The sequence below is a fragment of the Dyella mobilis genome, assembly GCF_016904945.1.
In the GTDB taxonomy this organism is placed as follows: domain Bacteria; phylum Pseudomonadota; class Gammaproteobacteria; order Xanthomonadales; family Rhodanobacteraceae; genus Dyella_B; species Dyella_B mobilis.
In genome coordinates this window covers 233110-246206 of the sequence record NZ_JADIKF010000037.1, presented here as the reverse complement: position 1 = coordinate 246206, position 13097 = coordinate 233110, and the positions used below count along the sequence as shown (strand labels likewise).

Sequence of the window (13097 nt, the reverse complement as noted above, 5' to 3'; positions counted from 1 at the left end):
CGGGATGACGACCCCTCGAGGGGGATATTGGCCGCTCCAAGGCCCTACTCGTCACCAAAAAAAAGCAGGAGCAAGCAATGCACATGTTTTCCCGTAGTACAGCCCGTGGTGGTCGTCCGCTCGCCCTGGCCGCTCTCGGCCTGGCCGTTGCCGGTGCCTTGGCTGCGCCGCAGCAAGCTCACGCCAGCGCTTTCCAGCTGAAGGAAGACAGCGCGCAAGGCATGGGTCGTGCCTACGCCGGTTCGCTCACTGCCGGTGGCGACGTTTCGGTGGTGGCCAACGGTCCGGCCGCGATGACCGACCTGAAGGGCACCTATTTCGAAGCGGACATCACCGCCATCAACTTTGGCACCACCTTCTCCGGTAGCGCCCACGACGCATTCGGCAACCCGATCAGCGGCACCAATGGCGGTGATGCCGGCACCACCTTGCCGGTGCCGTCGATCTTCTTCGAAACCCAGGTGAGCGACCGCTGGCACGTGGGCGCCTCGCTGTCCGTACCGTTCGGCTTCAAGACCGACTACGACAGCAACTGGATCGGCCGCTACAACGCCATCGAGTCGAAGTTCGAGTCGCTGGATGCCACCTTCTCGGCCTCCTACGACCTCACCGAGAACTTCAGCATCGGCGGCAGCGCCATCGCCCAGCACACCACGGCCACGCTGTCGCAGGCCACCAATTTCGCGACCATCGGCCAGCAGCTGGGCGCCCAGGCGGGCATTCCGGCGGCCGAGATCGCTGCCCTGATCCCGCCGGGTACCGACGGCTACGCGCGCGTCAACGGTCACAGCTGGGATTGGGGTTGGCAGCTGGGCGGCTACTGGAAGATCGATCCGCAGGATCGCCTGGGCTTCAACTATCGCTCCAAGATCAAGCACCGCCTGCAAGGCACGGCCGATTTCACCGTGCCGCAGAACGTGACGGCACTGATCGGCCAGCTGGCCCAGGTGTCGCCGGCGCTTGGCGCAGCTGGCCAGGCGTTCCAGAACACGCAGGGCACCGCCCTGTTCACCACCCCGGCGGTGGCGACCGCCAGCTACTGGCACCAGGAAGACAAGTGGGGCGCCGGTGCGGACCTGTCGTGGACCGAGTGGGACGTGTTCAAGAACCTCACGGTGAACTACGCCAACCCGTATCAGCCGCCCACCACCCAGGTGTTCAACTGGCATAACTCCTACTATGCCTCGCTGGGCGGCGAGTATTACCTCACCAACCAGCTGACCCTGCGTGGCGGTATCGGCTTCGACACCACGCCGACCGCCGCGGACACCCGCGACGTGCGCGTGCCGGACGAAACCCGCAAGCTGGCCTCGGTGGGTATCGGCTACAAGGCGACCGAGCATCTCACGATCAATGCGTCGTACGCGCACATCTTCGTGAACCACGCCGCGATCAACGGCGACGTGAGCGCCACGGAGGACGTGATCACCGGTACCTCCAGCGACTACGGCAACCTGTTCGCGCTCTCGGCCGTCTACAAGTTCTAATCGGCCGCCTGGCTGAAACGAAAAACCTCCCCGTGCGAGCGGGGAGGTTTTTTTGTTCCCGGGCTTTGATGCTCAAGCGCGGCGCAACAAAATCTCCAGCATCTGCTTGAAGCGCTTGCCGTAGGGCGGATTGAGCAATCCGGTGCCGTTGAAGCGCGCCTGGCGAAACACCGGCTTGAAGTGCGAGAACGTACGGAACCCGGCTTCGCCGTGATAGCCGCCCATGCCTGAAGGGCCGATTCCGCCGAAGGGCAGCTTGTGCTGCGCGATGTGATACAGCGTGTCGTTCAAGCTCACGCCGCCTGCATGAGTGTGTGCCAGCACCCGGTCGATACTGGCCCGGTCCTGTTCGAACAGGTACAGCGCGAGCGGGCGTGGACGGCGTGTGACGTATTCGATGGCTTCGTCCAGATGCTCGTACGGCACCAGCGGCAATAGCGGGCCGAAGATTTCTTCCTGCATCACCGGCATGTCGTCGCGCACGCCTTGCAGCAGCACCGGCGTGAGCACGCGCTGGCTGGCGCGGTCTTCGACATCGGCCAGCTTCGTGCTTTGCGCACCGGCAGCCACGGCCGAATCGCGCAGCGTTGCCAGGCGCTGATAGTGCCGGTCGGAAGCGATGCTCGCGTACTGAGGATTGCCGGCGAGATTCGGATACAGGCGTGCGGCGGTGTCGCGCGCAGCGGTGATGAAACGCTCCACCTGCGATCGAGGCAGCAGCACGTAGTCGGGTGCGATGCAGGTCTGCCCGGCGTTGACCATCTTGCCGAACACGATGCGTTCCACCGCATGCTCGAAGCGCGCCCCCGGCCCGATGATGGCAGGCGACTTGCCGCCCAATTCCAGCGTCACCGGCGTGAGGTTGGCCGACGCGGCGCGCATCACGTGGTGGCCGACGGCGGTCGAACCGGTGAACAGCAAATGATCGAACGGCAGGTCGGCAAAGCCCTGGCCGACGCTGGCATCGCCGTTGACCACGATGACCTCGTCCGGCTGGAAATGGCGCGCCACCAGCTCGGCGAACAGCTGCGAGAAGCGCGGCGTGTATTCGCTCATCTTTACCATCACGCGGTTGCCGGCGGCGAGCGCGTCGATTAACGGCCCGACGGCGAGAAACAGCGGATAGTTCCACGGCACGATGATGCCGACCACGCCCAGCGGCTGCGGCCGCATTTCCGTGCGTGCCGGCAAAAAGGCCAGACCCGCCGCGTGGCGGCGGGGCTTCATCCAGCGGCGGCCGTGGCGCAAGGCATGGCGAATGGCGGAAAGGCTTGGGAACACCTCCAGCATGTCGGTTTCTTCGCGCGGCCGGCAGCCGAAGTCGGCGTGGATTGCCTCGGCGATTTCTCCCCGATGCTCGCGCACCAGTTGGTCGAGCGCACGCAGGCGCCGTGCGCGGGTTGCCCAGTCGGGAAGCGGATCGCACCGCTGCATTTCGCGCAGGCGCATCAGTTCGCTGGGCAGGTCGAGCGGATCGGGCTGGTTCATGGCGGCTCAGAACTTGGTTCGCAGTTCAATACCATATACGCGCGGCGGCGTTATGGTCGCGTACGGCGTTCCAAAATCGTTGGTGCTGTCATTGCCGATGCTGAGCACATAACGCTTGTTGAAGACGTTGTTGGCATACAGGCCCACGCCCCAGCGCTGGTCGGGCGTATGCCAGTCCAGGCGCAGGTCGGTGCGCTGCGTGGAGGTGCCCACGGTGAACAGCGGCGTGGTCAGGCAGGCGCCCTGGAAACCGGAGTCGGCATTGCAGCGGGTGGGGCCGCGGTAGGCGTATTGCGCGTTGAATTCAAGGTTGCCGTGATGGACCCCGAACCAGGTGTAGTCCATGCCCGCGGTGGCCGAGAAGAACGGTTCGCCCGTCGGCTGCCCGCTGAGGCTGACACCCGAAGTGGAGGTGCCGCGGATATAGGTGCTGTCGATATAGGCGCTGGTGAAATTCAGACGCAGCGCGCGGACCGGCTGCCACTGCGCTTCCACGTCCAGGCCGTGCGCATGCTGGTCGCTGCTCATCACTGTGTAGAATGGCACGCCGGAGCCGTTGAAGTTCGGATTGAGCACCGACGATTGCAGGTTGGAATAGCGATAGTAGTAAGCCGATGCATTGAGCATCAGGTTGTACTCGGGGAACATCGCCTTCACCCCGGCCTCGTAATTCCACACTTTTTCCGGCGCGTACAGCGAGCCTACCTGCAGGCTGTTGTAGCCGCCTGCCTTGTAGCCTTTGGTGGCTGACGCGTAGGCCATCACGTTCGGCGTGAACTTGTAGCTCAATACCGCGCGCGGGCTGAAGTCGTGCCAGCTGTTTTGGGTCTGCACCCATTGGCCGACGGCGTTGGGGAAGATGATGTTGTTGCCGAATGCGCCCAGCGCAGCCTGTGCTTCGGGCGGCAGCATGCCGATGATGCCGGTGGCTTCCAACTGCGACACGGTCTGGTCAAAGGCATCGGCCTGGCGCAGCGGCGTGTACCAGGTGAAGTCTTTCTTGTCTTCGGTATAGCGCAGGCCGGTGGTGAGATCGAGATTGTCGTTGAGATGCCAGATCGCGTCGCCGAACGCGGCGTAGGCTTTGAATCGGCCGACGTTGTTGATCTCCTCGCGCCACGGATCGCCCAGCAGGTTGAACGGCAGGCCCAGCGCCTGCAGGCCTTCGGTGATTTCGGTCAGCGGCAGGCCGAGCCCGTCCACATTTTGCGCCAGCGTATCGAGGCTGCTGGTGTTGGTATTGACCTGGCTGGTCTGGCGCGCCTGCTCGGAATAGAAACTGACGCCGGACACCCAATCCATCAGGTCGTTGTCGCCGGACAGCTTGAACTCCTGGTAATAGCTGTTGTTGTGCTCGATGTTGGCAGTATCGAGGTAGCTGACGACGTGATCGGTACCGTCGTTGTCTTCGTCGTTGAAGGTGTTGAAGTGCCGCCATGCCGTGGTCGAGGTGAAGCTGCCCCACGGAAAGGAGTGATCGATGATCAGGGTGGAGCCGTCGAAGTGGCGCCACTCGGCGGCCTGGGTCGCATCGTTGTACAGCGGTGCGGTCAACGGATTGAGATAGGTTTCCGGATTGGGCGGGAAGGGCGGGCGCTGGTTGGTGTCGTTGGACAGCGCCACCAGTCCGATCGCCGGCCGCGGCGGTTGGTCGAGCCGCTCGTGATCCCACGACCACAGCACGCGCGTGTCGGGCGTGATGTTCCAGCGATAAACGAAGCGGCTGCCCCAGTCGTCGTTCTTGCCGTAATGCTGGCCGTTGGCCTGGTCCTTGATCCAGCCGTCGCTCTGGTTGTCCAGCACGCTCACGCGCAAGGCCATGTCCTGGTTGAGCGGGATATTCACCAGGGCGTCTTCGTAGCGTTCGCCGTCGTTGCCGACGCGAACGGTCACTTTGCCCTCGAATTTGTCGGTCGGCTCGTTGGTGACGATGGAGATCGCGCCACCGGCAGCGTTCCGTCCGAACAAGGTGCCTTGCGGACCCTTCAGCACCTCGATGCGGTCGATATCGTTGAAGGCCAGCAAGGCGCCGCCGGAGCGTGCGGCATACACGCCATCGATGTACACGCCCACCGCCGATTCGGTGCCGATGCCGAAGTCGCTGGTGCTGATGCCGCGCAAGGAGTAGTTCGGTTGCGTCGGCTGGCTGCCGTCGACCACCAGGCCGGGCACGAACAGCGAAATCTTGCTGAGGTCCGTGGCGGCCTGCGTGTCGATCCGCTGCGAGGTGAGGATCTGCAACGCAATCGGCACCTGCTCCATCTGCTGCGAGCGGCTTTGCGCCGTAACGGTAATGTTGCCCAGCTGCTTGGCCTGGCTGGCGTCGGGAGCGTTCTTGTTCGCCGCGGGTTTGGCGGCAGGCGGATTGGCGCTGGTGTCCTGCGCATCCGCCGCTGCGTTGACCGGCCACAGCGCGCAAAGAAACAGAGCGGCGCCGCCGAACAGCGCGTGCCGCGTGCACTTCGATAGCGTACGTTGCTGCATCGTCACGTTGATCTCCCCTAACTGGTTGCATCGTCGCCGAACGCCGATGCCTGTCGCTTATTTGAAATGCCCGCCCCCGGCCAAAACCCCGTTCCCCGTACCGGAAGGAGCGCGATACTTCACCCACAGCAGTGCCAACACCACGCACGCGGCAAAACCTGCGGCGATCAGCGGAATGTGCTGAACGTTGTCGCCGCGTACGCTGAAAGAAGCCGCAAGCGGCCCGAACCCCGATCCCAACAGTTGTGCCGGCGGTACCAGCATGGCCACGCGCCCGCGCGGATCGACGTCGAACGCGAGCCGCACGTGGAAGGGCATCTGGAACAGCCAGGCAAAGCCGAATACGGCGCACAGTGCGGTAAATGCGAACGGATCGGGCGCGGCAAGGCGATGGATGCCCACGCCGATCGCGACGACGGCCGCCGCGCTCAGCACCAATGCCGTGCCCACGCGCCAGCGCCGCACTGCCACGGCGGCAACGCTGCCACCGAGCACCTGCATCAACAGCACCCAGGCCACCAGCGTGTCGGCGTTGCTGCCGACGATGCCGGCGCCTTTGCTCAAGGGTTCCAGATACGCCCACAGCGTGCCGATCGCACTCATGTGCGCAAACGGCACCAGCAAAGCCAGGAACCCGCGCAGCGAGACTAGCGAAGGCATGACCGCATCGGTATGCGTGCCGACCTGCCGCGGCAGTCGCGCCACGAACGGCAACGGCACCAGGCAGATCGCGGCCAGCACGATGAAGCCGGCATGCCAACCGAGAAAATGCAGCGGAAGCTGCGCGAGCGCCAGCGCTGCCAGGGCCTGGGTCAGCGTTTGTGCAGTAAGAAAGATGCCGGCCAGTCGATCCGGTTGCCACGAACGCACGATGACGATGGTGGTGATCCAGAACAGGCTCGCTTCGAGCAGTCCGGCCACGACGCGCAATGCAGTGCACTCGGCGTCACCTTGCGCGTACAGGGTGAGAACGTTGATCGCAACCAGCGACAGGCTGCCGAGCACCGCCACCGGGCGAAGACGATTCAGCGGCAAGAACTTTTCGGCGAGCACGACACCGATGCCGAGCGAAAAGATTTCGCCCATCGCAACCAGGCCTACACCTTCCATCGAAATGCGCCGCTGTTCGACCAGGTTGCCCAGCAGCGCCGGTTGCAGGCCCAGCATCATCAACGCGACGCAACCCACTGCCAGGGCGGCGACGATTTCCGAGCGGCGAAAAGCGATTGAGACCGGTGTCGTCATCAGTGCGCTCCTCAGTAGCCTTTTACTTCTTCGGGCAGCAAGCCGCTGGCGAAGCGTTCGGCGGCGCGCCGCTGATCTTTCTGCAGGCGGCCGTTGGCGATGCGGCACACCCACCAGGGCAGAGTGTGAACGCGTGCGCCGGTGGCCTTGGCCAGCACGTACGCCTTGGCGCACTTTTCCAGCAATTCGGCATTGAGGGTCAGGCGCTGTGCGGTGTTGCCGAATACCATCACGGCGTCACCGCAAATCCAGGTGTTGCCGCCGGTAATCAGACAGCGTCGTGCCGCGGTATCGGGATCGCCAGCCAGCTGAGGCAGCGGCAGCGCCGTGCGCCCCAAATGTCGCGCCTGTTCGTCGAATACCTGCGGCAATGCGTTGCCCACGTCGTGAAGCATTCGCGCGTAGAGTCCGCCGCCCAGCACGATCGCTCCCACATCAGGGCGCGCCCGATAAATCGCTGCGTGCCAGGTATGCCGTGATTCACCGTGCATCGACAGCGGTACGCGCGTGGGCGGCTGTTGCGGCGTCGCCAGCAGCATGTCCGGCGAATCGGGCACCCGCACCGAAACGCTGCCGCCCGGACCAAGCAGGTGTTTGCTGTCCAGGCGGTGCATGGCGTCGTTGAGAAGATCCGGAAGCGACATGGGCGCTACACCTGCTTGAACACGTCTTCGAAGCGGTTGAGGGCGTCGTCGATCACCTCGTCGGTGTCGGCGAGGCTGGTATAGATGCGGCTGCCTGCCAGGGTGATCAGCCCGTGCGCGGCGTAGGCCGCGCCCATTTCCTCCATCACGTGCTTGCGCCGCTTCGCTTCGTTTTTCAGTCGCGCGAGCTTGAGCAGATTGCTGGTGTCCAGCAGCATCACGCCGGATGTCTGCAGATGCACGATCGAACCCAGGTTGTAGGCGACATAGGGCAGGCCGAGCCGCTCGATGATCTGCTCCAGTCCCTGGCGCAGGCGATCGCCGGCGCGGCCCGCTTTCGCCGCCGCGTCGGTGCGCTGGATTTCCTGCAATGCGTAATAACCCGCAGCGCACGACAGCGGATTGGCGGTGAGCGTGCCGCCTACGAAAGCACGCTTAGCCGTGGTGCCGATGCCGCCTACCAGCATCATCATGATGTCGCGCTTGCCGCCGATGGCGCCGGCCATCGGATAGCCGCCGGTAAGGCATTTGCCCAGCACGGTGAGATCGGGCATGACGCCGAAGTAAGCCTGTGCACCGCCCATGCCGGCACGAAAACCGGTAACGACTTCGTCGAAGATCAGTAAGGTAGCGAATTCATCGCACAGGCGGCGCAGTTGCGCATTGAAATCGCGAGTCACCGGACGCGTGCCGCTCTCCGGTCCGAACGGCTCGACGATGATGGCGGCGGTGCCGCCGCGCAGCCGGTTCCACTGCAACTTGCGGCGGATCGCTGCCAGATCGTTCGGCAAACTCTCCTGCGTGTTGGCGGTGGCGCCGCGCGGTATGCCGATGGCTTCCATGCGACCTGTGTTGGGCAGGCGCATGCCGTATACCATCTGGTCGCTCCAGCCGTGATAGCCGCCGCCGATCTTGATCACGCGTTTCTTGCCGGTATAGGCGCGCGCAAGACGGATTGCGCCCATCACCGCCTCGGTGCCCGAACCCATCATGCGCAGCATGTCTACGCCTGGCATCGCATCGCAGACCAGCTCGGCCAGTTTGATTTCGTATTCGTGCAGCAGGCCGGTGACCGGTCCGCATTCGTGCAGCAAGGCTTCCACCTTGGCCAGCACACCGGGATGGTTGGAGCCCAGCAAGGTGGGGCCGCCGGCTTGCAGGAAGTCGATATAGCGGTTGCCATCCACATCCGTCAGGTACGCACCACCGGTCTGCTTGATGGCAAGCGGAAACGGGTAGTTGAAGGCGAGGTTGTGTTGCACGCCGCCGGGAATGACGTGCTTGGCTTGCTCGGCCAGCCGTTTGGAAGTGGCGCAGTGCCGTTCGAAATGGTTGAGCACCTTTTCCATCGCATCGCGGCGCAGCGGTCGCACGGGTTGTTGCACCAGTGCGTCGAAACAGCGATAGAGCGCATCGGTATCGGGCCATTGCGATATCGCGCTGCTGGCCGGCAGCGTGGCGGCGGCGTGATTGAAATTCACGGGATCAACTCCTGCACGGGATGTGCGTCGAGCACGGCGATCAGCTTTCGCAGCACGGTCTGTTCGAGTGAGGCGGATGCCTCGCGGGCAGCGATGCGTTCGCGCAAATAGGCGATGGCGAGCGCCTCCAGGGCGGCAATGGCCTGCAACGTGCGTTCGGGGCTGCTGCCGCAGCAGATGGCGCCGTGGGTGCGCAACAAATAAGCGTTGACGTCTGCACGCAGCGCGCGGCGAAGCTTGCCGGACAACCAGCGTGTTCCGGATGGTGCGTAGCCGACTGTCAGTACCTGCGAACCCAGCAGGTCGCAATCGGCCCGACGCGTCACCGCCAACGGCATGCTCAACAAGGTCAATGCGCTGGCAGCGGGTTGATGGGTGTGAATGCTTGCCATGCAATCGCGGCGCCTGCGCAAAAGCTGCGCATGCATGCCCGTTTCCACCGACGGCGTACGGTCGCCGTCGATCTTGCGCAAGTCGGCAAGCCGCAGCACGCAGACGTCTGCCGCGCTCATTTGGTAGTAGTCGGTGGCAGACGGTGTCACCGCGATGTGGTCGTTGTCCACGCGCAAGGCCAGGTTGCCGCCGGTGGCGGCGAAGTAGCCGTGGTCGGCCAGCAGCACGCTCATCTCGACCACGCGCTGGCGGGCAGCTTCGAATTTCATCGCGCGGCGCTCCGGTGCTGGTTGACGCGTCGATACACGGGTGCGAGCTGGCGATGCAGTTGCTTGAAGGTGGCAAAGCAGTCGTCGTACAGCGTGCGCGTCGTCTGGCGTGGCTCGAATTGCTGCCGTGGACGGCACAGCGCGGGTATGTCGTGGAATGAGAGCTCGCCCAAACCCACCGCCGCGATGAAGGCTGCGCCCAGTGCGTTCGCCTGGATCGGCGCACGTGGTTGCTGAATCGCCATGCCGGTGATGTCGGCGATCATCTGGCACCAGACATCCGATTGCCCGCCGCCGCCCACGATGGTGATGCCCGGGCTGCGTTTGCCGTCCACGAAATCCAGCATCGGCTCGAGCATCCAGCGCGTGTTCAAGGCCACGCCTTCCAGGAAGGCGCGGATCACGTCTTCGCGCGTGTGCTCCAGCGAGAGGTTGAACAGACCTGCGCGCAAATGACCGTCGTCCACCGGCGTGCGCTCGCCGAGCAGCCACGGCAGGTAGGTCAGGCCGCGCGATCCAGGGGGCACGCGATCGGCGATGCGATCGAGCAGGGGATAGACGTCGCTGCGCGGATCGTCTACATGCAGCTCGTCGGCATGAAACAGAATGCGATCGCGCAGGAACGACAGGTTGCCGCACGCCGTGGTCTGCATCGCCATGGCCAGGTAGCGATCGCGCTGTGCGCACGGCACCGAGGCAATGAACCGGCTGACGTGTGTGCGTTTGGTCGGTACGTGCGCACCGAGCCAGGAGGATGTGCCGAGATACAGATGAAGTGCGCCGTCGCGTACCGTACCCGCGCCGATCGCCGCCGCCGAGTTGTCGACGGAGCCGGCCACCACCTTGGTGTCGTGCGCCAGGCCCAGCGCATCGGCTACCGCTGGCAACAGCGAGCCGATCACTTCGGTGGAGTGCACCAGATCCGGCAGCTTCTCGCGCGCCATGCCGAGCAGGCGCAGCAGTCCATCGTCGTAATGCACCCGTGACAGGTCGCGATTGTCCGTGGCCCAGGTAGTGAGCGCCGAATCGTGCGTGGCGCAGAAGCGGCCGGTGAGGCGCAGATTCATGAAGTCGAGCGCGTTGAGAAACTTGCAGGTGCGCTCGACCAATGCCGGCTGGTGATCGTAGAGCCAGGCCACGTGCCCGGCCGAGTCCTTGCCCGACAGCGAGGGCGCGCCGCCGGTGAGGCGCAGCCAGCGCGCGAGTTTCAGCGGGCCGTAGCCTTGGATGTTCAAACGACCGCTGCGCGCGCGCCGGCGAATCGCTTCGGCACCGCGCATGTCGACCCACAACATGGCACGCGCTAGGGCATGGCCCTGTTCGTCGACCGGCACCGTGCATTCGCCGAAAGTGGAGCAGCACACTGCGACTACGCGTTTGCGGCGACCGGCATCCGCACCGAGCAATTCCTGCGCACCATCGAGGAAGGCGTGCCACCAGTCCTGAGGGTCCTGTTCCACCCCAAGCTCGCCGACCAAGTGCAGGGCGATCGGCCGGAACGTCCAGGCGAGCACGTTGCCATCCAGGCTCACCAGCGCGCATTTGCAGCCGGACGTGCCCAGGTCGACCGCCAAGATCAGGCGCTCGTTGCTTGATGGCGTGCCGCCTGGTGCCGCGCTGGGCATGGATGCCTTTCCCCGAAAAGCTAGTAATAGCTACAATATAGTTGTAGCTATAATTCGCGCAATACCCCCGATCCAGGATGTCCGCCTCGTGCCAGCCCCGACCAAGCGCACCCGCCGCAGCGCCAAGCCGCCCAAGCTGGATCTGGCACCCAAGATGACGCCGGCACAGTCCCGCGCCGCCGAGACCTACGAGCACCTGCTGGATGTGACGGCCCAAGTGCTGGCGGAGGTCGGCTTCGAGCAGCTCAGCACCAATCTGGTCTGCCAGCGCGCGGGGTTGTCGCCGCCGGCGCTGTATCGCTATTTCCCCAACAAGTACGCGCTGCTGCACGAATTGGGCCTGCGCCTCATGCATCAGCAAAATGCGTTGATCGACCAGTGGCTGACGCCGGCGGCGTTCGAGTCGGCTGCTGCGCTGGAAAAGACGCTGACCGGCTTGCTGCTGGAAACCTACGAGGTGACGCGCAAGGCCGCTGGCGGTATCTGGATCATGCGTGCGTTGCGTGCCATTCCGATGTTGCAGGACGTGCGGCTGGAGTCGGCCGGCGAAGTGGCGGCGCAGGCGACGGCGCGCTTGAGCGCCGCCTTTCCCGAGATTCCGCGCGAAGAACTGCAACTGATCAGTCGCGTGGCCGACAGCATGGCCTTCGCCGCGCTGGAGATGCTGTTCGACGATCCGTCGCTGGACGCGCCGTCGGTCATGCGCCTGGTGGCGGCGAGCCTGGCCAGCCATCTGCAGCGCCTGCAGGCCGAAGCGAAACCTTGAGTCGCACGCCGGCGCCGTGCGCGCGCCTGCGTGCAAACAGCAGCGGCGCTTCGCGCACGTCAATGAATCACCACGCATTGTCCGGGCAGCGATGCGATCCACGCCTTGATCAATGCCAGGCCTTCCCGATGCACCGTGCTGCGCCCGAGTTCCGGCATCATCGTGCCGGGCGTGGCCGAACCCAGGCGGTAAGGCACGATCGAGTCGTCCGGATGGCCCGGCACGATGTCGAACAAGTGGTCGCCCGTGCCTTGGCCGGCCGCGGTCGGCGGTTTGCAGATGCCGATGTGGCGATCTTCGGGAGTGGCGATGTCCAGCGTCAGCCCCGTGGTGTTGGCAGCGCCCTTGGGGTTGTGGCAATGACCGCAGTTGATGTCGAGATAGGCGCGCGCACGTGCGTCCAGCGATGCGTGGGTATCCATCCAGTTCGCATTGCGCGGCGCATCGGCGGGCGCCGGTGCGCCGCTGAGATAACCCACGCGCACCAGGTGCGCCAATTCGTTTTCGTCGCCGTCGGCATAGCGGTAATCGCGATTGAGATGGCGTGCCTTCGGGCCGATCGGTTGCAGTGCGCGCGTGGTCCAGTCGCGCGCGTGGCAACTCGCGCATTGGCTTTGATCGGGCACCACATAGTTGAAGTTTTCGCGTGAGCCGTCGTCGCCCACCAGGGTCAGCGCCTGCACGTCGCCGGTACGGGCAAGGTTGGCTTCCGTCTGGTCGGCATTCCACACGTAGGGGATGGCCACCCAGCCCTCCTTGCGGCGTACCAGCAGGCGTGTTTCGATCAGGTGCACGTTGGCGAGATTCAAGCCTTGTCCTGCGAAATCGCGGCCGGTGTCGTCGGTGCGGGCGATGTCGGTAGCGTTGCGTGCTTCGCCCTTGGGCAGCGGATAGAAAAACGTCTTGCTGATGATGGTGCCGACCGGAAAATCGAAGGTGTCGGTCGCGCTGTATTTGGCCGATACGCCCTTGGGCATCCAGATCGTGCGCAGCTTGTGCGCATAGTCGGTAAACAGCGGCGTGTTCAATTCGTAAGGCACCACGCCCTGGTTCAACTGCAACACGCCGTCGCGCGCTTCCACCACGTGCCAGTCGCTGAGCTTCGGCGGATAGCCGTCGTCGTGGAACGCCACCGGGTCCATGCCGTGATGGCAGGCGGCCAGGCACAACAACGCGAGCAACGAGCACCAACGCATCCACATCTTCATCGGCGCC

9 protein-coding genes and 1 pseudogene are annotated in these 13097 nt (G+C 64.4%); 2 read left to right on the top strand and 8 right to left on the bottom strand.

The window, feature by feature from the left end; translation table 11 throughout:
* The first annotated feature begins 77 nt into the window (after positions 1–77).
* Positions 78–1487, top strand: coding sequence for an OmpP1/FadL family transporter (locus tag ISS99_RS07000; protein ID WP_204630880.1), 1410 nt, complete (start codon positions 78–80; stop codon positions 1485–1487).
* A 72-nt stretch (positions 1488–1559) separates the two neighbouring features.
* Here ISS99_RS07000 and ISS99_RS06995 read toward each other — a convergent pair whose 3' ends face one another.
* From ISS99_RS06995 to ISS99_RS06965, 7 genes and pseudogenes are all read right to left on the bottom strand, one after another.
* The gene (locus tag ISS99_RS06995) at positions 1560–2975 is read right to left on the bottom strand and encodes a coniferyl aldehyde dehydrogenase (RefSeq protein ID WP_204630879.1); all 1416 of its coding nucleotides are present in this window, start codon (positions 2973–2975) and stop codon (positions 1560–1562) included.
* A gap of 6 nt (positions 2976–2981) precedes the next feature.
* A complete protein-coding gene (locus ISS99_RS06990; RefSeq protein ID WP_204631005.1) occupies positions 2982–5459 on the bottom strand; it encodes a TonB-dependent receptor in 2478 nt (825 codons plus the stop codon).
* 57 nt (positions 5460–5516) lie between these two features.
* On the bottom strand, positions 5517–6704 hold the full coding sequence (locus tag ISS99_RS06985) for an MFS transporter (protein ID WP_204630878.1): 1188 nt from the start codon (positions 6702–6704) through the stop codon (positions 5517–5519).
* An 11-nt stretch (positions 6705–6715) separates the two neighbouring features.
* Positions 6716–7348 (bottom strand): class II aldolase/adducin family protein, encoded by a 633-nt coding sequence (locus ISS99_RS06980; RefSeq protein ID WP_204630877.1) that lies wholly within the window; start codon positions 7346–7348, stop codon positions 6716–6718.
* A gap of 5 nt (positions 7349–7353) precedes the next feature.
* Positions 7354–8802 carry an aspartate aminotransferase family protein gene (locus ISS99_RS06975; RefSeq protein ID WP_204631004.1) on the bottom strand — a complete coding sequence of 483 codons (1449 nt, stop codon included), beginning with the start codon at positions 8800–8802 and terminating at the stop codon, positions 7354–7356.
* Positions 8803–8825: 23 nt separating this feature from the next.
* Entirely contained in the window at positions 8826–9491 is a 666-nt protein-coding gene (locus ISS99_RS06970) for a class II aldolase/adducin family protein (protein ID WP_204630876.1), read from the bottom strand.
* Positions 9472–11116, bottom strand: a pseudogene (locus ISS99_RS06965) (xylulokinase); the annotation flags it as partial. The gene ISS99_RS06970 and the pseudogene ISS99_RS06965, both read right to left, overlap by 20 nt.
* Before the next feature lie 88 nt (positions 11117–11204).
* Between ISS99_RS06965 and ISS99_RS06960 the strand changes: the two are divergent.
* The gene (locus ISS99_RS06960; protein WP_204630874.1) at positions 11205–11882 is read left to right on the top strand and encodes a TetR/AcrR family transcriptional regulator; all 678 of its coding nucleotides are present in this window, start codon (positions 11205–11207) and stop codon (positions 11880–11882) included.
* Between the two features lie 59 nt (positions 11883–11941).
* On the opposite strand, the gene ISS99_RS06955 is transcribed toward ISS99_RS06960, so the two are convergent.
* Positions 11942–13090, bottom strand: coding sequence for an SO2930 family diheme c-type cytochrome (locus tag ISS99_RS06955; protein WP_239537786.1), 1149 nt, complete (start codon positions 13088–13090; stop codon positions 11942–11944).
* Positions 13091–13097: the final 7 nt, after the last annotated feature.

What these genes read in the sequence shown, in the direction of transcription:
- ISS99_RS07000 (WP_204630880.1), top strand. Translation starts at nt 78, where the DNA reads ATGCACATGTTTTCCCGTAGTACAGCCCGTGGTGGTCGTCCGCTCGCC.
- ISS99_RS06995 (WP_204630879.1), bottom strand. Translation starts at nt 2,975, where the DNA reads ATGAACCAGCCCGATCCGCTCGACCTGCCCAGCGAACTGATGCGCCTG.
- ISS99_RS06970 (WP_204630876.1), bottom strand. Translation starts at nt 9,491, where the DNA reads ATGAAATTCGAAGCTGCCCGCCAGCGCGTGGTCGAGATGAGCGTGCTG.
- ISS99_RS06985 (WP_204630878.1), bottom strand. Translation starts at nt 6,704, where the DNA reads ATGACGACACCGGTCTCAATCGCTTTTCGCCGCTCGGAAATCGTCGCC.
- ISS99_RS06980 (WP_204630877.1), bottom strand. Translation starts at nt 7,348, where the DNA reads ATGTCGCTTCCGGATCTTCTCAACGACGCCATGCACCGCCTGGACAGC.
- ISS99_RS06955 (WP_239537786.1), bottom strand. Translation starts at nt 13,090, where the DNA reads ATGAAGATGTGGATGCGTTGGTGCTCGTTGCTCGCGTTGTTGTGCCTG.
- ISS99_RS06990 (WP_204631005.1), bottom strand. Translation starts at nt 5,459, where the DNA reads ATGCAGCAACGTACGCTATCGAAGTGCACGCGGCACGCGCTGTTCGGC.